Origin of the sequence: Leptothoe sp. PORK10 BA2 (genome assembly GCF_034932105.1) — a bacterium.
GTDB lineage: Bacteria > Cyanobacteriota > Cyanobacteriia > Phormidesmidales > Phormidesmidaceae > Leptothoe.
Genome location: NZ_JAYGIG010000032.1, coordinates 1 through 19573, shown reverse-complemented (window position 1 = coordinate 19573; position 19573 = coordinate 1). Strand labels below are relative to the sequence as shown.

At 53.1% G+C, this 19573-nt stretch carries 19 protein-coding genes; 3 read left to right on the top strand and 16 right to left on the bottom strand.

The annotated features are described in order from the left end of the window. Positions 1 to 7: 7 nt before the first annotated feature. Genes VB741_RS10015 through VB741_RS09955 form a run of 13 tightly spaced genes read right to left on the bottom strand, consistent with a single transcriptional unit; the run spans position 8 to position 13584 of the window. The gene (locus tag VB741_RS10015) at positions 8 to 316 is read right to left on the bottom strand and encodes a hypothetical protein (protein WP_323365029.1); all 309 of its coding nucleotides are present in this window, start codon (positions 314 to 316) and stop codon (positions 8 to 10) included. Continuing rightward, a complete protein-coding gene (locus VB741_RS10010) occupies positions 316 to 2007 on the bottom strand; it encodes a type IV secretory system conjugative DNA transfer family protein (protein WP_323365028.1) in 1692 nt (563 codons plus the stop codon). The genes VB741_RS10015 and VB741_RS10010 overlap by 1 nt, the downstream gene beginning before the upstream one ends. Beyond that, positions 2000 to 2533, bottom strand: coding sequence for a hypothetical protein (locus tag VB741_RS10005; protein WP_323365027.1), 534 nt, complete (start codon positions 2531 to 2533; stop codon positions 2000 to 2002). The genes VB741_RS10010 and VB741_RS10005 overlap by 8 nt, the downstream gene beginning before the upstream one ends. 2 nt (positions 2534 to 2535) lie before the next feature. After that, positions 2536 to 2952 (bottom strand): hypothetical protein, encoded by a 417-nt coding sequence (locus VB741_RS10000; RefSeq protein ID WP_323365026.1) that lies wholly within the window; start codon positions 2950 to 2952, stop codon positions 2536 to 2538. Positions 2953 to 2964: 12 nt separating this feature from the next. After that, on the bottom strand, positions 2965 to 5202 hold the full coding sequence (locus tag VB741_RS09995; RefSeq protein ID WP_323365025.1) for a hypothetical protein: 2238 nt from the start codon (positions 5200 to 5202) through the stop codon (positions 2965 to 2967). A gap of 3 nt (positions 5203 to 5205) precedes the next feature. Then, positions 5206 to 5868 (bottom strand): hypothetical protein, encoded by a 663-nt coding sequence (locus tag VB741_RS09990; protein WP_323365024.1) that lies wholly within the window; start codon positions 5866 to 5868, stop codon positions 5206 to 5208. A gap of 10 nt (positions 5869 to 5878) precedes the next feature. Then, a complete protein-coding gene (locus VB741_RS09985) occupies positions 5879 to 7471 on the bottom strand; it encodes a hypothetical protein (protein WP_323365023.1) in 1593 nt (530 codons plus the stop codon). Further along, a complete protein-coding gene (locus VB741_RS09980) occupies positions 7468 to 8214 on the bottom strand; it encodes a hypothetical protein (RefSeq protein WP_323365022.1) in 747 nt (248 codons plus the stop codon). The genes VB741_RS09985 and VB741_RS09980 overlap by 4 nt, the downstream gene beginning before the upstream one ends. 8 nt (positions 8215 to 8222) lie before the next feature. Further along, positions 8223 to 9317: a hypothetical protein gene (locus VB741_RS09975; RefSeq protein WP_323365021.1), complete on the bottom strand. Its 1095-nt coding sequence runs from the start codon at positions 9315 to 9317 to the stop codon at positions 8223 to 8225. A gap of 5 nt (positions 9318 to 9322) precedes the next feature. Next, a complete protein-coding gene (locus tag VB741_RS09970) occupies positions 9323 to 10117 on the bottom strand; it encodes a hypothetical protein (RefSeq protein ID WP_323365020.1) in 795 nt (264 codons plus the stop codon). A 16-nt stretch (positions 10118 to 10133) separates the two neighbouring features. After that, on the bottom strand, positions 10134 to 12860 hold the full coding sequence (locus VB741_RS09965; RefSeq protein WP_323365019.1) for a hypothetical protein: 2727 nt from the start codon (positions 12858 to 12860) through the stop codon (positions 10134 to 10136). Beyond that, entirely contained in the window at positions 12805 to 13155 is a 351-nt protein-coding gene (locus tag VB741_RS09960; protein ID WP_323365018.1) for a hypothetical protein, read from the bottom strand. The genes VB741_RS09965 and VB741_RS09960 overlap by 56 nt, the downstream gene beginning before the upstream one ends. A gap of 3 nt (positions 13156 to 13158) precedes the next feature. Further along, the gene (locus VB741_RS09955; RefSeq protein ID WP_323365017.1) at positions 13159 to 13584 is read right to left on the bottom strand and encodes a hypothetical protein; all 426 of its coding nucleotides are present in this window, start codon (positions 13582 to 13584) and stop codon (positions 13159 to 13161) included. Between the two features lie 430 nt (positions 13585 to 14014). On the opposite strand from VB741_RS09955, the gene VB741_RS09950 reads away from it, so the two are divergent. From VB741_RS09950 to VB741_RS09940, 3 genes are all read left to right on the top strand, one after another. Further along, positions 14015 to 14452: a hypothetical protein gene (locus tag VB741_RS09950; protein ID WP_323365016.1), complete on the top strand. Its 438-nt coding sequence runs from the start codon at positions 14015 to 14017 to the stop codon at positions 14450 to 14452. Between the two features lie 66 nt (positions 14453 to 14518). After that, on the top strand, positions 14519 to 15091 hold the full coding sequence (locus VB741_RS09945; protein ID WP_323365015.1) for a Uma2 family endonuclease: 573 nt from the start codon (positions 14519 to 14521) through the stop codon (positions 15089 to 15091). Positions 15092 to 15426: 335 nt separating this feature from the next. Next, positions 15427 to 15918, top strand: coding sequence for a hypothetical protein (locus VB741_RS09940; RefSeq protein ID WP_323365014.1), 492 nt, complete (start codon positions 15427 to 15429; stop codon positions 15916 to 15918). Between the two features lie 41 nt (positions 15919 to 15959). On the opposite strand, the gene VB741_RS09935 is transcribed toward VB741_RS09940, so the two are convergent. The 3 genes from VB741_RS09935 to VB741_RS09925 form a co-directional block, all read right to left on the bottom strand. Beyond that, positions 15960 to 16877 carry a hypothetical protein gene (locus VB741_RS09935; protein WP_323365013.1) on the bottom strand — a complete coding sequence of 306 codons (918 nt, stop codon included), beginning with the start codon at positions 16875 to 16877 and terminating at the stop codon, positions 15960 to 15962. Between the two features lie 8 nt (positions 16878 to 16885). Beyond that, positions 16886 to 17287, bottom strand: coding sequence for a hypothetical protein (locus VB741_RS09930; RefSeq protein ID WP_323365012.1), 402 nt, complete (start codon positions 17285 to 17287; stop codon positions 16886 to 16888). Positions 17288 to 17327: 40 nt separating this feature from the next. Further along, positions 17328 to 19573, bottom strand: a 2246-nt coding sequence (locus VB741_RS09925) for a CHAT domain-containing protein (protein ID WP_323365011.1), incomplete at its 5' end; no start/stop codon positions are given.

The following is a 19573-nucleotide window of genomic DNA, read 5'->3' as shown; positions in this document are numbered from 1 at the left end:
TCTCTCCTTACGATGCAATCCGGTTGACTAACACGTCTGAACCCACCTGAAATAGGGCTATCTCATCATCAAAGCGATATTCCACAAACCGAGGCTGATAGTCGGCTAAACAATCTCGCGCCAGCAGCAATACTCCATCTACCGACTTGAGATAGAGCACATCCTCAAACAACACTTCGATCACGCTGGGGACATAGCCCAGCGGCAACGGTGGTCGTTGTTGAGCTGCCGTCACGGCATCCAAAATCTCAGGCATTTCTGTCAGCAGATCCTGGGTTTGGGGTAAAACAGTTTCAAGTAATGGTTTGGTTGTCATTACAACACCTCGCTAAATTCATCTTCGCTCAGGTCACCCTCGTAAGGGATATCCATATCTGTTAGCAACGGAAAAAACGTCTCAGCAATGGTTTGTCTGACTTCATTGGCTTCACTCAAATTGGCCATGCCATCCTGCTGAGCGGCTCGTGCAATCAGCCGGTCTCGTACACTTTGTTGCCAGAGCAGTTCACTTTGGTGCTGGCGTTTGATATGTTTCGGACTCAGCTTCACCTTTAGCCGCAGCGGTATCGACGCTTCTTTGCCACTGCGATAGGCTGGATTGATAAAGACACATTCCCCCTGGTCCAGTTTTAAAATCTGGTCGGGTGTCAATAACGGGACTCGCTGTAACTGTTCCGATTGACTACGGCTTGTATGCTGACCATAGCTACGGGACCGGGTGGTGTATTTCACTTCCTTATCCCCCAGATAGCCTGAAAACTCTTGGGCCGTTTCCCGGTCCTTGGGATTAAAAAAGATCTTGGTACCACAGGCGGCAAAGATGGCACGGGATAACTCACGACCATAGATATGTTGCAGCTGGGCAAAGTTCTGATAGCCCAGCAACGCCACAAACCCATTGGAGCGAAACTCGTTAATCCACTTGGGTAAATCCGGCAGATAGAGTGTCGGTAGCTCATCTAGAGCAATTACCAGCGGTTGTTTGCGGGGCGTGGCAAAATTGCGAGTGACGATCAGGTGCAGAACAGCAGCTATAAGAGGATTTACCGCATCCCGTTTTTGGATATCTGCCTGCAAAAAAAGAATCTTTTTGCCCGTGAGGTCTAGCGGAATCGTTGTCTCACCACAGAAGCTGGACACCAGCTGTTTCCCGGTAAATGTCTTGAAGGTACGCTGAGCGGTGGCCACAATCCCTGAAATTTGTTTTTCTGCTCCATCAGACGCTAACAGCTGGCTAAAGCTATCCAGAGTCCAGGACGGAACCCAGGACTTCTCGCCCGCTGCTCGAATCCGTTTGGGCAGGTCTGCAAGATTCAAAATCTTGCTTGCCATCAGCAGATCCTGATAGGGCGTCAGCTTCGCCAGCAGCATCACCGCTTCTACCAGATTGGTACCCGCCGAGTTGAAAAAGTCATTTTCTCGGTAGCCACTATCCCGCTGGGTATTGCGCTGAATCACATTGGCCAGCTGAGCCGCCATTAATGAATCGGTCGCATCAGCTAGAAAATCCAACGGATTACAGATGCCGGTATAGGGCTGACCCGGTGCAAAGATAGACACCTTATACCCCTGACTGGCTGCCCAGGCGGCATGGGTCGCTACCTGAGAGCCCTTGAAGTCATAAACCAGAATAGGAAAGCCCTGGTCAATGGCCGAGCAAATGACTGGATCAATGATGCTAAAGGTTTTGCCTGAATCTGGGGCACCCGCTACCACAATGCTTTGCTGGGCCTGGGGAATCTCTAGGTCTCCTGCCTTGAGAGATACTTGAGCGGTTTTGCCTTGTTTACGCTGTTGTCGAGCCGTGGCTTTAGCCTTTAGCCGTTCCTGCCGTCCCCCAAAGCGTCCGGTTGAGAGTTGTCCCTTTGAGGATGCTCCTCCCAGCAGACCCATACCTGCCCACAAGATCCCGAGCCCGAGCAGCAAAAATCCCATACCCGAATCCAAGAGCGGTTTCAGTAACGCCCTTAGATCCAGAGATTGCAGTTGTAGAAGATAATCACTCATGGGTTGGGGAAAGATTGTCTACCGTGACAACGGCGTAGTAGGTCCCATCAAAGGCAACGGTAAATCGCTGTAGCTGTTGACCGTCCAGCTGATGCAGGGTCAGGGTGGGCAGACCGGACTGCAGCTCATCCGTCACTGATAACAGGTCGGTATTGGGTGGCAAGTGAGGATCTAGGTAGGTGTTGAAAACAGTCTGATAACCTTGTTGACCTGGGATGTAGCCAAGAAACGCACAGCCTGCTTTTCCACAAAGGGGTTGCTGTTCGCTATCCGTTACACGGGTATCTATCAGATACAGGGGGGCTGATTGCCGGGGCTGATGGATTTTCCAAGCCCGCATCTGACTGAGATTCACTGGCTCAGGTGAGGAAAGATGCTCCTCACCGATTTGCTTTAGTAATTCAGGCGGAGCAATTTGCCCCGCTAGCTGCCAGGTAGTTTGGGCTGTTGATGATGCCTTGGCATACACCCCCACAGCGACTGCTACTGACAGGCCACCAATCATGAGCCATCTCTGATACCCCATGGCTAATCTCCTGAGGCATCCTGGGCCATCAGCTGCTCAGCAATATCAGCTGGTACACCAAAGCTGACCAGTGTGGCGGCATCCACAGCACCGCCCCCAGACACCAGCACCTGCCAGTTTTCGTCAGTGAGTTCTAACACGGTTTGGCCACCTGTTTCTCCCCATTGCCAGGTGGTCAGAGCGTAGGTCTCAACAATGGTTGTGCGGGTAACAGAAGGTGTTTGAGCTGGTTCAGTGACATCAGCCAAAAGATAATCTAGAGTGGCCTGAGTGACCTGTTCTGAATCATCCTCAGTAGCCTGAGCAATCTGAACTGGATGATTGGGAGGGGTGATCCCGTTCACCGTTGGAGCGCTGATCACCACCAGCAAAACAGTGAAAACGAGAATAGTCCATAGACGATAGTGTTTGAAGTTCATGATGAAACTCTCCTAATTTTTCAAACGATAAATTCGACTTTGGCCAGCACCGTAAACGCCCGCAAAGTTAATGTCCGAATCCCAGGTAAACCGGGCACGACTGGATGAATTAGACCGCACCTGGGTACAGCCTGGGTTCATACAAATGCCGATATGGCCTGCGGTGGAGGCGATCACAATGTCGCCCGGTGCAGCTTGAGATTGACTAATTTGAGTACCTCGGCCTGCTCGTAAATCAGCTTCTACAGAGGGCACATAGTTCGTATTGGCACCCACGGGTTGAATACCGGCATTGGCCAGTACCCGATTCACCGCCCAGGCACAGGCCAGGTTCCCACCATCGGGACCCGAGGAGCTATCAAATCGGCCCATTTCTCCCATGGACTGGAAGATGCGCTGGTTTAGATCACCGCCAGTTTGTTTGGCACAGCGTTTGCCCCCTGAAGCCAGGGCCGTCTCGTAGCTCTGGCGTAGCGTTTCACCATAGCTTTTGAGGGTCAATCGCCCATGGGCATCAGAAGAACCCCCATCAATCTTGGCTCCCGGTCCACCAAAATGAATTTGACCCACTCGCTCAATCAGACGACCACCGGAAAACCCTTCTTGTTGAGCCTGGGCAATATTGCGATTCTGGTCCTGTTTGAAAATGCCATCCTGACGGGTGGCTGGAAAGAACCGATCAATCTCAGCGTTGCTGATCGCGCTACCCGAATCGACTTTTGCCAGGAATGCAGCCCCGCCAGACTGTTGCCGAATAGTGGCTCGCACATCGCTGCGATAGCTCATGTACTGATAACGGCCCAGTCCTCGACCACAATTACCCTGGCCATCACAGACATAGGCACCGACAGAATCATAATGGCCCTCAATGCTGGAGAACGCTGCTGCTAGAGCTGAATAATCAACCCCGCCAGGACCATCACCACACAAGCCAAAGCCATCGCTGATAAATCCGGGTAATGCCTCTGTGGGAATGCCCAGCTGTCGCGCCCGATCTAACACTTCAGTCGGAATAGATGCTGGGCTACTGCCACCACCTTGACCATCTAACAGGCCGACCAACATCATGGTGGTTTCGGTATAGCTCAAAAAGGGAACAGGTCCAATGAAATAGGGTGTACACCCCAGATCTGGAGAGAACAACCCACCTCGCTTACAGATTCGGAAAAACAAGGATGTACTAACGGTCCCGGTTGATTCATCCACATCCCAGACGGCTACTTTGGCCACCTTGCCAAAGGGATGTCTACCCGTAGGTTCTTTGCCACCATTGACCTGGCCCAGAATACCTTCACCACCGGGGACTTCCTGGTATTTACCCGAAATCCATTGTTTGCCATGGAGTTCAGCGCTGGCGGTTAGTTCCACATGGGCACAGTCAGTTTCACAGGCCACATTAAAGCCAGCCTGGTAGCTACCTGAAATTGTGTTCTGTCGGGACTGTTCCGCAGGTCCATAAACTACATCTACCTGACCCAGGAGTCCTACTGAACCAATGGGGTTCGGCATCTGGTCGAAGGGGACATCGGCTAAACCAGGCACTCCACCCAGGGTGCTATTGCCCCAGTCGGTGAAGTTTTGCAGGGGGACAGTGTCAAGACCTGGAATATCGGAGATCGCAAAGCTGTTCAGCTGATCGCCCAGATCACCCAGGTTCAACTCTCCCAGGTCTGGATACTCACCCAGCAATTCGACAATGGTGTCATTAGCCTGGGGATTAAATCCCGGTGTTCCTGGCCAGCGACTTGAGATCAGATCCTGGATCGGTGGAACCGCCCCAATCTCAAAACTGCCCAGACCTGGAATTGCGGTTACCAGATCATCCAGACTTTGCCAAGCAACCATCTCCAGGGCTCCCAGAGCCACTTGTTCAAGGTCTAACTCGGTCAGTTGAGCAATGGAATAGAGATTAAACAGCTGAAGATAAAGACTGGTTTGAAAATCTCCCAGCTTCAGATAGGTATCAGCGGTTTGTCCGGCCTGCCATACCCGAGAAAGGTCATAGTCAAGGGCATCATTAATCTCTGAAGGAGCTTCAAAAGCGCCATCGGAGAGAATGGGGGGCAAGGTACGAAACGTCAGCTGGGACCAGTCAGGCACCTGGCCATATTGGTTCTCCCAGGTTACCCCTACTGTCGGAATTCCATAGTCCTGAGCGGAGCTGATCGCACCCGGCAATAGCCATATGGCTAGCGCAACGACAACTATGATCAGCAGATGGCGTATCGTGCGAAAGACTGGAATTAGCATGGCTTACCTCCTTGCTCCAAATTCCATTAATCGAGCGAGTAAGTCTGGCGAGACGCCTGCTCGTTGAGCCGCATCAGCGGTGGCGACACCATCACGCATCAGCTGTAAACAGGTCTGAATCCGCTGCCATAGGGGATCGTTAGGGGAGATCAGGCGACGGATTTGAGCCACCTGTAACCCTTGTTCGATTTGCGTGACGGCGGTGAGTGTGGGATTGCCGGATAGGTTAGGGCCATCCCCTTGCTGGAGAGCCAGAACTGAATAGTCAGGAATGCTGCCATTAGGGAAGCTCAGCTGAAACGTATAAATATCCGTGCCAGTTACAACCGTGAGTATCGTGGTCGCTGTGGCCGGTAAATCGGGAAACTCGATGGGATGAATCCGCCGCAGATGAATCACAGTGGCCGCACAGCCCTCTGAGGCTTCTACAACGCCACATCTGGAATCGTCAAAGTCTATGGTGACTTTGGAAAGATCATCTAACCAGGCTCGCTGAATGGTTGCGTCCAGAGAACGAAAATTGAGGGTAACGCCATGGCCCCGGTGTAACTCCACATCCACTGACCGGGACTCAGGAATCTCAACCGAACGAGTCTGGGCCATGGTGGGTTTTGCCAATCCCCATAGCAGCAGAGCTATCGATAGAGTAATCAAACGTTGCATCATTCACCTCCCGCTACATGGGCAACTGCATTGAGGTATTGACAAACACCTGCACTGGTGTATTTTCAGCCAGGTACAACACCTGGGGTCGTTGCTGAATCGCATCCCTAGCCTGCTGATTCCGTTCAGACAGGATGTCTAGCAACACATCCGTGCCGCCTTCCAGGGCACCGGCTAAGACATTGGGATCTGGATTCTCTTCGGTAACCACCGTGCTGTTGTCATTGGTCTGAACACGAGTATTGGGTCGAGTGTAGAGTTCGGATGCTCTGCGAACAGCACCCAGGGCCACTTCACTGGCATCAAGGGCTGCAATCTCACCACCGGGATCTCCATACCCTTGGGCGATCAGCGGATGGCCATCGGCACCCCGAATCTGAACAACGGCTTCCGGTAGAAGGATTTCTTGCTGATTGTTACCCTCTTGCCAGGTAGCAGATACCGCTGAGATTTCCACCAACCGATCATCCCCAACGGGTTCCACTTCAACGGTGAGATCGCTTTCACTGGGAATGGCCGTGCGTCCCCTGTTATCCATCAGGGGTTCATTTAGTCGCACCACATAACGACTGGATTGTTCAGACTCATTAAGAACAACTGGGGTGGTCAGTTCTCCAGCGGCATAGGTGCCTGATATCAGCGATGGTGGCTGAAGCGGTTCTGCCAGGATGCGAGCTTCGGCATCGCTGAGAATGTCAGCAGAAACCTGGGCTTGAAGGGGGCTCTCTAATGGCAAATTTTCAGGAATGGGTGGTTGTGTAGCCGCCACCAGAATGGGTTCGGATAGCTCTATGGGTCCTGATTCTTCTGGAATAGCTTCAGGCTCTTGTTCTTCTGGACCAGGGATTGATCTCGTGGGTACTGTCGTCATCACCGAATGCGGTGAAATCTGGGCAACAGGTATGGTCTCGATGTCATTACCGCCATCCGCCATCTCTGTTTGCTCTGTTGGTTCAACCTGTGGAATCGTGCCGTAGCTACCTAGACGAGCCAGTGTTTGCCAACGCTCTGTCGGATCAGTATCTGAAAAACGAGGTGATGCAGCAGGTGTGGGTCTAGGTGGTGTTGCCTGGACAGGTCTGGATGTGGAGCGGTAATCAATGACGGGTGCCGGTCGAGGACTGGTACTAACCACGGGTGCGGGTCTTGAAACGGTTGGCTTAGTCGTTACCTTGGGTGCGGGTGTTGCCGTGGATGCCGATGATGACTTCGGCTTGGCAGCTTCCTGAGACTGTTGTTGAACATACGCCTGATCGCTCAAGGCCAGATTGGATTTCAACCGGGCAACTTCGTTACGAGATTCTTCCAGGGCTACTTCAGTGATGCTGGGTATCTCATTAGCCACCTCTGTATCCGTTGAATCCTCGGACGCTGCTACATCCGGTTTATCAGTCTGTCGGCTGGCAAACATGAAATAACCTGCTATACCAAAGACGGGCACAAAAGCTAAGCCGACGGCTATCAGCTTTGGCACTGGCATCTTCCAGGCCGGTCGTTCTGACTTCATCTCCACCGCATCAAAGGCGGTTTCACTGACCAGGGGTTCATCCAGGTTGGGTGCCCCGGTCATCTCGCGTAAACTCTCCAGTGTGGGTTCATCATTCATTGGCTTAACTCCTCCCCATGAATAGGCCGAATTTCATCGATCTGTAATCCGCTTTCCAGCAGGCGATAAACCACCTGCTGATAGTCCGATGCATTTTTGATTAGGGGTTTTCTGGGGGGTTCAATTGCCCGCACATAGAACCGTCGATTAAAGGGAATAGTGGTGCCAGCAGGATTGGTGTCGTCAAAGACAATGCGCGTGGCGATCAGGTCCACCTGCCACAGTCCCTGGGCTACGACCTGGGGTGGTGAGACTTCTTGAGGAATAATCACTGCCGAGACCTGGCCATCAAAAACGGTATCGGGAATAATCTCGGTGGCGAGTTGAGCCAGAAAGACATCACGAAAGTCACTGGCTAATAGAAACCCCGCTTCCCAGGCAGATTCAGTAACCCGATCTGTGCCTTTGACTTTAATGCCTTCTTCAATCGTCTCTGTTTCTTTGCCAGGTATGGAGCCCCAGGTAAAGGTCATCACCGCCCAGTCAGATACCACCCGTCGAATGACTTCGGGTTCGCGATAGTGAACGTCGGCTGGGCGCACGGTAAAGGCACGACCGTCCACCTGCTGTACCAGGGTGGGCAGCGGTTTATGGGCCAACTTAGAAAAGGAAACAGCCAGCCAGAATAACGAGATCGCTAGAATGCCAACGCCCACCGATAGTCCGGCAAAGGCCAGCGGCAAAATATCAGTAGAATCAAGTCTAGGGAGTCGCCCACGGCGGGTGAGATCGCTAAATTGCATGGTGTGGTTTAGGGTAACGGCAAGGCGGATGAACCAATGGCGATAATGCGGGTGACACCACCAGAGATGCCGCGAAAGACGGCCATCCCGGCTCCACCGGCAATGGATAGTGCTAGCACGGGAGCTAGCACACTGATGAGTAGAAGAAAACCAAAATCACTCTGGGTTTGAACTTCAGCGGTAACAACGACGGTGGCCGCCAAACCCACGATGACGCTGTAGGAAAACTTGGCCATGCCGAGACTAAAAAATCCGGTTAACCAGGCCCACAGCGGTCGGCCCTGGAGAGGAACGGCAGACCCCGCTACGGCAATCGGCCCCATCAGCCCCGTCAGTAACATGGCCAGCTCTAGAATGTTGGCAAAGGCCCATTGCCACCCTTTCAAGATTTGTTCGGCCAGGGCATGACTGCCGGTCTGCACCAAGCTATGCACCAGAAAATCACCCAAGAGATTGCCACCCGGTGGCGGTGATCCATCTTGGTAATCGGCTTGAATCTGTTGGCCGATTTGTTGGAGTCGTTGGGACAGCCGCTGCAGCCCGGCACTCCAAAACCCCTGACGGCGATACTCTTGCTCCAGGATTTGCTGTGACCGTTCCCCGGCGTCTAAAAAGCAATCAATCTGGGCCTGCCCTTCCTTAGCATCACATTCGGCATATTCCCGCTGAATTAATGCTTTGGCCTGCTGGGAGACGATCACATCGTTGAGGGCCTCCACCATGGAGACTTCGCCAATTTGCACCGATAGCACTACCTGGGTTTGGGCGTTGATAACATTCCGAATGCCGAGGGTGATTGAACCGAGCAGTGAACCATTGTCAAAGAGCAGCACGGCGATCAGGAGCATCCATAGTACATGGGGGAGTGCGGGAAAAATGCCCCGCTCCATGGCTTCTTTAACCCAGCCGACAGCAAAAAAGATGAAGGTGCCCACCAAAATGACCGCCGCAAACTGATTGATGCCGAGATAGAGCCCATTGGACTGGGTAAAAATCTCCTGCCATCGGTCATCCCAAGCTTGTTGGACGGCTTCAAGCTGCTGGATACTATCTTCAATAATGCTGAGGCCCCCGGTTACCTGGGCCAGGACATGGGCGGTCATAGGGATTACTCCTCTGATGAAGTCTGGGTACCTAATACACCGGGCAGGTAGATGGGAGCCTGGGCTGAACCGGAGATTGCCACCTGACGCTCCAATCGGTCCCGACGATTCGATTCGTCTATGCCTTCACTGGTATCGGCGGCGAGCTGGGCCAGAATGCCCTGCAGTTGTTGGAGCTGCAGTAAGGTGGTGTGGTTATCAGCCGTAAGCTGGGTTTGCTGGGTGAGCAGCTTAGCAATCTCCGCATCAATCTGGGCGCTTTGTTTCATCACATCCTGGGTGACGCCCATGCCCTGAGCACTTTCCGCTAGGCTGACCACTTCTTCTGTTTGCTGCACGCTCTGGTTCACCAGATCTGTTGTGCGCTGAGCGGATTCTTCTAGCCAGGTATTGCCTTCTTCTCCGATAACGGGAGCTGCCAGGGATCTGGCCATTTCTTGATCCACTAGATTGCCTAGATCCCGGCGTTGGACGACGGGACTGTTGGTGAGTACTCCAGCCCCTTTCACTACCTCAGCGGTGCGAACTTTGTAGGGATCTGGAATCTCAGTTTGGGTGCTGCCTTTGAGCTCGTCCCACAGTACTCCCAATGCCGTTTCCATAATGGTTTCTCGAATGGGATCTGCTCGGCCCATCAGCTGCTCTAGGGGATTGAGATAGGTATCCAATACGCCCTGATGCCAGTCGCCAGGTAAGCCACCGGGTAATAGGGAGGCAGCAGCAGTGCCAAGGGTGAGGACCGGCAGTAGGGTGCCGGTCACGATGAATAGTCGTCGCCAGCGTCGTTTTTGCGATGTCATGGGAACCTCCTAGGGGTTATGAGTGGGCAGCAATGTGGTCCATGGATTGACCTGCTCGCAAGGTTTGAACGTAAGCCTGGGCAAAAGCGGCATAGCCTGCAAACTTGTTGTCGTGTTGGGCCAGGACCCGCTGTCGGGCATGTTGTTCTTTTTGATTGTTGGCTACAGCGGCCAGCAGTTCAGGGGATGGATAGTGGGCGCAAGGTGTCAGACGAGCATCGGCATCAACCAGCCAGTGGGAACAGATCTGCACCGGATCAATCCGGAAGGCTTCATCGGTATTGGGCATCAGCACCTGGGGTGAGTAGCCAAACAGGGTTTCATAGGAAGGCAAGGCATTGGGTTGGATGGCACCGATAAAGCGGGTATTGAGGTTCTGGAGAATTTGAGACCCAGCGACCGAATTGGCAATGGTGTCTGGGTCTTGACCGATGATCAGGGGCCGAATGCCGGACTTGGCTCCGTTGGCGCAGACCTGACCAATAATCTGGGCGATGCCGTTGTATTTGAACAGAATCGGGCTTTCATCAATGGCCAGGAGCGAGTCAGACACTTCCAACGCTCGGCGAAAGGCCATGGACTGAGCAGACAGAGCCAACACCGCCGCTTCAATGTTGTCGCCTACATTACGCAGGGCAAAGATCGTGAGCTGGGCATCGGTGCGAATCGTGGAGGGTTGGGAAATGGCCCGACCCACCCGACTGGATAACCAGCCTCGTAATTCCAACAAAATGGTGGCCAAGGCTTCCTGGATTAAGGGGGAATTTACCTCCAGTTCCAGACCTGTCATGGTCTCCACAAAGTCAGCCAAGGTAGGCATCTGTTGCCAGTCTTCGCTCCCAAACCCTGTTTCAAATGCCGCATCATAGCGACGGAGAATAGCAACATCATTAAAAAACGCGGCGAGTCCCTGCCATAGGAGTGTATGGACCCGCTTACCCAGCTGGTTCTCGGTTTCGGTCCCCATCACCATGGTGTCCAGGGCTTTGACTAGAAATTCTTTGTAGTCATCCAGTCGTTCCTGACGTTGCTTTTCATCTAGGTGGCGCAGGTCTGGAATCTGAAACAGGTTGTTGGATTCTGAACCAATATCAAAGTAGGCTCCCTGGTCACCAAAGAACTTCACCAGGTCGGTATAGGTGGTGGTGCCATCGGGTTTGGGATAGTCCAGGGAAATCACGTTCATGCCGCAGGCGATGGCCCAGACGAAGATTTCAGCGGCCAGGACAGATTTACCGCTGCGGGTTTCACCAAAGATCAGGATGCCGCGATGTTTTTGGGCAAAGTCGATTTGGATCGGCATCTGACCCTGATGGGTGATCAGTTCAATCCCTCGGCTATCCACCGGGCGGGGAAAGGCGACTGGCATTAACCCTGGGGCTTCATGGGTGAGATAGAGCTGCTTGCGGCCATCTTCTAGCAGCCAGCCAGAGACAATGGGCAGCGACCTGAGCCATAGCTGCCAGGCAACTTCGGTTTCACGGATAAAGTCTCCCTGGTGGAAGGCATTGGTGAGCTGCTGGCTAGCTTCACTCAGTTCAGTGGGATTATGGCGATGGAGAAAGACCACCACACTGACCCAGATGGGTAAGGCTCCTTCGTAGATTTTTTCTTGGGCAGCCACCCCCTGCTTCAGCCGCATTTGGGACGCCACATCTACATCTTTGAGCATATTGGCTCGGAAGGTGGCGGTCATATTCTGGCGCGTCAACCGCTGCAAACTCATGCGGGTCATGGTCCGGTCGGCTGCCGCCAGCTCGCAGACGCAGTCATAATCGGCAAACTGAGACAGGGCTTGCCACAGGTAGTAGAGCTGATGCTCGGGGGAGATAAAGCCAGCGGGTTTGGATTCTAGGGCAACGGCACCGATACATTTACCTTTGACGCGCACCCATTGGCGATCTGCTTTTGGGTGGGTGGGCTGACCATGTTCGCCCCGAATCAAAACAGAACTGGCATGGAGGGACACGGTGACGGTTTCTTGGAGAGATAGTTGACCCGCCTGATCGCTTAGGGTCAAACACTGGGGAACAGGTGGTGGTGCCGACTGGTTGAACTGATGCCAAAGATAGGCCCAGAGGGCATCAGCATCCATAGGAGATGCGTGTAAACCCATGCGGCTATTGAGCTGTTGTTCCCAATGGAGATAGCCATCGGTAAAGGCTTGATTCAATAGCTGCTGATAGTGCTGAGATTCTTTTTCTTGTTTCAGACCTTTGAAGGTGTCATACCGGCTGATAATCCAGGCAAGGGCCTGCTCTAGTCGGTCAGAGCGAGCGTCTTTGCCGGGCTCTAACACATAGGTGGCAAAGAGATAGAGCTGTTTGGGTTGACGGTGCCCTGCGGCTGTCCGGTCTCGGGTTGCTCGTTGTTGTGCCAGCAGTAGAAACTGGGATTCCAGTGTGGATGTGGACTCTATCCGCTCAGACAGTTCTTGCTGGCGTTGATAATCTGTACCGAACGACTGCAGATGAATCCGTAAGCGGTCACCCGGTCGAAAGCCTTGAAGGCCCGATTCTAAACGCGCTAAAACCGTCTCAGCTTGGCCCTCTGCTAGTAGTGTGTGAATGCCCACGGCCTGAAAGCCAAAGACAAAACTGAGCTGATTGCGACAGTTCAACAAATAGGCTCCCACATCCCGATCTCTCACCTGGAGGCGACAGATACATTCCAGGTGAGATTCATCTTCAAAGGGTTTGAATCGGTAGCGTTGAGCTCCGAGTCGTTGTTTGGTTGTGCTCATGGTGTAAGTGCGGTTGATAGACCACATGGCCTCGGTTCCAATCGGGAACCGGTACAAACTTATGGGTAAATTTCCACGTCCTTTCGCCCACGACAACCCACCAGGTACTCATGCCCCAGGCACTGGCCAGAAGAAAGACACCAAAACCCAGCTGTAAAATTACCTGGGTCAGCACATAGGCACAGACCAGGATGGCACCGCTAGGGGCGAGTAGGTTGGAGGGAATGGGGCCGAGGCTGGGGGTCTGTCCAATACTTTGGTTAACGGGACAGTACAGCCGTGATTCCTCGGCCATGGGCTATACGCCAAAGAATAATTGGCTCAAGCCTTCGACTACCACCACCGCAGCAATGATAATAAAGGCATTTTGGAGAAGGGGTTGCCACTGTTCTCCCCGCTGGGCCTGGTAGATGGCGAAGAAGACAAACCCGACAGCAGAGATCCAGACGACAATGCGTAGCATACCGAACAAGAAGTCAATGATGCCCTGGTCAATGTATTGCCCAAAAATGGTTTGAGCTTGTTCTTCTGCCGTGCCGAATAGCTGAGCAAAGGCGGGATTGGTCTGAAAGATGATGAATGCGAACAACAGAATACCGCCGAGGATGCCCATCACGCGCCAGTGACTTAGGCGACTAAAGCGGGTATTCAACTGGGCGAATGGTCTAGCAAATGGAAGCTGCTCTAAGGCTGGAAGATTGAATCGTAATGAACGTTGCTTCATGGTCCGACTCCTGATGAGAAATACGTTGGCAGTCGGTAGACATAACCCTGACATGGTGTGGTGTGGCTCCTGAGATAACAGATGCTTACCTCAGGTCATTGAGTAGTAGCACTAATTGAATAAAAGTACTACTTAGTAATACTGACTGAAGTTTACAGAATAAACCCTATCCTTTCGATTTACTTTAGGATTGTTTACCAAAGGTTAAGCAAATTGAGCCGATGAAGTTAGAGCGGCTGTTACTAATTGGGTAAGGCTCACGGGGAAAGCGTGAAGGCATAAGTACTACGTTCTTTGATTTAAGGAAATCTATATCGGCTTTATGATTCCTTGTAGATACGTTGGTGCTTGTATGAAGCAAGTAGGGGTAGTGACTGACTCAAAGTCCTAAGGAGTAGGATAAAAGCACATCTTTTGGAATAACGGTCTGATGGTCGAATCTGTCTCGTCTGGGAAACCTGCGAAAGCAAGTGATGATGAACTGGCTCAAGAGGCAGGGTGCCGTCCAACGTTTTATATGAGCACTGAGCTGTTGGCTGAAATTAGTGCTCAATGTGAAGCGGAGGGGAGTAAGAAGCGATCTCCGTTTTTAGTTGAATTATTAGAGCTAGTGCTGACGTCCCCCATTGGCCAGCAGCTGCGGGAGAATGCTCACAAGAATCGGCGGGGGCTGGTGCATGAGTTAGAGGCGAATCTACTGCTGTTTAATGAGCACATTCCAACGGACCGGATTGAAGAATTAGCGGCAGCCAGTCAGCGGAACCCGGACCAGATGTTGATTCGGCTGGTTTTGCTGGGGCTCAGGGTTTATGAGCGATCCATTGCGCGGATGGAAGCAGAAATTGATACCAGCAGTGGTTTGACCTGAGGGGAAGCCTCTAAGTTCAGAGTGTTAGGATCAGATAATCAGGTCTGAAAAGGGTTGTAGCCCATCATGACTATCCCGACAAAACCCCTGACCCTGGAGGAGTACCTCAGCTATGACGATGGTATGGATACCCGTTGTGAGCTGGTGGATGGTCGATTGATTGAGATCGCACCCGTCAGTGACCTAGCTGATCGCACCGCATCATTTCTTTATGCCTCCTTCTTGAACCTGGGTATTCCCCACTATCGTTTGAGTATGAACGCTCAAATTGCCGTTAGTGGAAAGCTTGCGAATGCTCGTCAACCTGATTTGATGGTGCTGTCTGAGGAAGCAGCTATGGCTCTAGAAGGTACGAAGCAGCGGCTGATTACCCATGACATATCACCGCCCGATTTAGTAATTGAAGTGGTTAGCCCTCTGCAGGAAGAGCGCGATTATCGCCACAAGCGGACTGAATATGCGGGGCGGCATATCCCAGAATATTGGATTGCAGATCCCATACATCAGAAAGTGACGGTACTGGAATGGGTCAATGGTCTCTACGAAGAGCAGGTCTATCAAGGTGATCAGGCGATTCTGTCGCCGTTATTTCCAGAATTGGTGCTGACCGCTGCCCAAGTGTTGGCGGCAAAGGCATAAGCCACAAATAACACCAAATTCTTTATCAGAGCTACACCCTCATGACTTTATTCGCCTCTGAATAAGGAGAAATCCGGATAGGTTTTTTTCGGCTAGCAGTACGAAGTAGCCGTAACAGATTGCTTGTTAGCTGTAATTGATATGTGGCAAGCATTTTAACGGAATCGGGGGACTAGGTTACGGACGTTTTATGAACTGATTTTCGTGAATAGTCACTTGAAATGGTCAGTACTTGTCTGATTCATGGGTCTCGATTTTGCTCGGATAGTGTCATTATCGGCGTTTACTTCCATGGGCTAAGCACTTCAGTCGCTGAATAGAGGGCTGGAATGCTGATGGAGCGTTATTGGACGCGGCATTATGTCGCGATCTCACAGTCGGATGCGCTACGGTTGGCAGGGTTGGATGGAACCCCTGCTGAAGACATCCTTTATGCGTCTAATGTTGGGCTCATCCACCGTACTGAATGGTGGGCCTGGTGGTCTGACCTGCAAATGACGACAGCTATTGGGTTACCTCAAGATCTACAGCCACAGGGGTTAGCACCGGATGCAGTGCAGCTAATTTCTGAGGTGTGGGAAAGTGATGTGATTGAGCCGGAATGTGGCTGGCAATTGCTGGCTGAGGTCAAGCAAATTTTGAGCCGGGCGGTGATCTGGCGAGGTGGGCAGCGGGGGCAGTATCAGCCTGAAACTTGGGAGCGATTGAGGGTTGTATTTGAGGCTGATAGGGAAGGCATACTCTATCGGGTTGGGCAGGGCTATGAAGATGGATACTACTGCGATGTTACTCTCGATTTACCGTCTGGATTGATCGATCTGGGGTAGGTTATTTCTTCATTGTCTACAGAGCGATGATCTTGGTCTGGCTATGATTTGGGCGGGTCGTGGAAGTCTGGCATCGTTGGATCCGGTTCTCGCCAAAGATATTGGGTGAGTTTTTTGCCATCCTCAGCTTCTTTGATGGGATTCTTCGGCAGCTTGATGCGCAGGGATTGGTAGAGCAGGTGGCGATGCACGTCGAAGGTGGCTTCGAGCAAGTCCACATAGACAGCGGCGGCACTGAGGGCCATGCGGTAGCTGAACCAGGCAACGGGTAGCGCTAGCAGAGGTGCCCACCAGGCAAGGAGCGTCCAGACTAGGAAAAGTAAACTCCAAAAGCCGATCCGCACGGCGGTATTGAGGGCGGCGCGAGCTTCTTGGAGTTCTTTGCGGGTGCTGTCGGGTAGGAGGAGCCAGAGGCGGGGCCAGCAGACGACAGCATCAAGCCCGTAGCGTTCTTTTGAGCGGTATTCTGAGGCGCGCAGTAGGTTGCCCAGGCGGGTGGGCATAAACTGGTTCGGCTGGGATGGAGAATGCATGACCAGCCAATCGAGTTGGGCGTACTCGTTCAGTTCCTCAGCCGAGAGAGCGGCTTCCCCCTTAGCGTATAACGTGCCCCAACGTTGCTGTTGCTGTTGCCACTGGTTGACGTATCGCTGGGTACGGTTGTGGCGGAGGTGTTTCATCCAGCGGGGCCAGTAGCCTTCTAAAAAGCGCAGCATGGGCCGGTCAAATTTTTGGGCAACGGAGGAGGAGGTGACAATTACGATGAGACCGACAATTAACAGCCCAACTTGGACGGGTTGGGGTTGTTGTAGTGCCCAGGTTTTGAGGGGAGCCCAGCCAAGGCGGTAGACACAAGCAGCTAGACCACCCAGCCAAAACGCGAAGGCGGGAGTCAGTAGGTTGGTGACCCACTGTTCTGAGACCTTACCGGTCATGCCTTCGAGAAATTTGGAGTACATAAGCCTCCTTAAGTTGCCTGAGATTGGGCTGGCACCAGGGGGATGTGATGTTCCTGGCAGAGGGGTGGTTCGATTCCTACTTTAGGTCGATACCAAATTCGAGAACAGCCTGGTACTTCACAGACAAAGGCATTGGCATCAATAACCGACACAGAACCCGCTAACGAATCATAGCTCCGCATGACTGGGGGTGGAATTTTGTCGTTCAGGCATTGGCTTGTCCATTCACGGGTAGGGTCACGCTCTGCCAGCAATTCCAGAATTGGGTTATCAACCGCTTCACCAGATTCGGCTCTGGTTAGCAACTCGGCTAACGCTCGATCGACGGTTTCTGCCTCTGCCCCTAATAAATCGGGGAGGTAGAGTCGAATAACACGAGCGGTTTCTAAAACATCTTTGGAGGTATACATCTAAAATTATCTTGACCAGAGATTAAATTTTGAACCAGTACTAAACACCAACATAGCTGAAGGCAGCCCAGTGGAACGGGTGGGCAAAGTAGTCAGGGGGAAGGAGGATGAGGGGTTGAAAAAGATCGGGGTTAGACTCCTTAAAGTATTGTGCTTTTTGCTGACTAGTGGTGTCCCGTACCCATTGTTGCGCTTGACGTAGAGCTACTGCCGATTCTCGACCTTCCTTTCGCCAGAGATCGTAGAAGCGGGTAAGAAGAATCATAGTGCTGAGGTCGGAGACTGACCAGAGGGAGGCGATGACGGCGGCGACTCCGGCTTGGAGTAGGCCGGTGGGGAGGCTGATGGCTTCGTCGGCGTTTTCGATGCCGATCAGGCCGGTTTCGCAGGCGGAGAGGATGGCGAGGCGAAGGCCACCGCTGTCGGCTAAATTCAGGGCAAAGATGTCTTTGAGGGTGAGGAGACCGTCGCTCATGAGGAGTCCGCTGGTGAGGGGGGCATTGAGGTTGGCGGTGCCGTGGCATGAGAAGTGGGCGATCTCAACCTGGGACAAGGCGGTTTTGACGGCAGCTGTGGTGGCGCGATGGTGGCGGAGGATGGTGGCTTGGGGGAGGAAGGAGGCGATCGCCGCCTGGATTTCTCGCTCGGAGTTGGGGAGGTCTTGGCGGGGGTTGTCGATCGCTAAGATTGAATTTGTCTGAACGCGATCGGATATGGCCCGGGCGGCGATAAGGGACTGGGCGTTGGGGGCGTAGGTGATGTGGAGGTCGTCGAGGGCGTAGCGTTTACCGGTGAGGATGTTGGGGTCTTCTGTCCAGGCGGCGTGGAGGGGGAGGAGGCTGAGGTAGCCAGTGGGGATGAGAGTAATGCGGCCAATATTTTGGGCTTGTAGGTGATCAACGAGTGGCCCCATCAAAACATCCCAAAGTTGGTGAGTGGTAGTGTCGATTTCCTGGCACCAAGCTGGATAGTTTGCGCTGGAGTCGTTGCGAAAGTCTTGGTAAGCGCCAAGGTAGCGGCTAAGTTCTTTCTCATCAGCAGGGCCGTAAAGAATTTCTCGCAGCGTTTCCTCGGTCAAATCATCCAGCCACAGAAGGTCGATCGCACCGACGGTGACGATCAGGGCCATGCTGCCGTTGGGGGTGGTGGCCAGGTAAACCAAAGGATTGTCTGGGCGCAGGGCGGCGCGGACATCTTCAAAGCTAGGGGGTGCCAGGAAATCGGCGTAACCTTCGACCTGGCGAATTTGAATGAGGGTTTGGCTGAGCTGGTCGCGCAGGGCAGCAGCGGTATCACGCAGTTCGGTGGGGGTGAGGCTATGGCGCTGGTCGGAGGTGGAAAGGTCACGCTGCTGGCTTTCCAGGTTGCGGAGTTGAAGTGCGACCTCTTGATATTGGCCGTAAAGATCGGGGTGGGTTTGTTGGAGTTGAGTGAGGTCGACCCGATCGCGATCAAGACTCTCGCTTAGGCCTCGGGCACGTCCCCGCTCAAGGGTTTCAACGGCTTTTTGCCGGTTGTCCGCGCGGGCTAAAGCGTAGGCCGCACGCCGGGGTAAATCTGCGGTTTCTCGCAGCTCTCCTGATTTGCTGTCTAGCAAGGTTGCGCTTTGGTAGAGGATTTCAGCCGCATCCAGAGCCATTTGATACATGGGTTCGGCTTCTTGCCAACGCTGTTGATCACTCAAGAGGGTTGCTAAACTGCGGGCTGATCTGCGGCAGTCATTGGGAAGTAATTCTGGTGTGAAGATCTTCAAGCTATCTTGGTAGGCAGCGATCGCCTTTTCAAGGCTCGCTTGCACGATCGCCTGCTCGAGGTTATCGGCGCGATCCCCTCGAATGCGGTCAGAGTAAGCGATCGCCAAATTCATCTGGGCGGTGGCCCAATCGACGGGCATGGCCTCGCGGGTCATCACTTCGAGCACTTGCTCATAGGCCGCGATCGCCTGCTCGAGGTTATCGGCGCGATCCCCTCGAATGCGGTCAGAGTAAGCGATCGCCAAATTCATCTGGGCGGTGGCCCACTCGACGGGCATGGCCTCGCGGGTCATCACTTCGAGCACTTGCTCATAGGCCGCGATCGCCTGCTCGAGGTTATCGGCGCGATCCCCTCGAATGCGGGAATAGTAAGCGAGCGCCAAATTCATCTGGGCGGTGGCCCACTCGACGGGCATGGCCTCGCGGGTCATCACTTCGAGCACTTGCTCATAGGCCGCGATCGCCTGCTCGAGGTTATCGGCGCGATCCCCTCGAATGCGGTCAGAGTAAGCGATCGCCAAATTCATCTGGG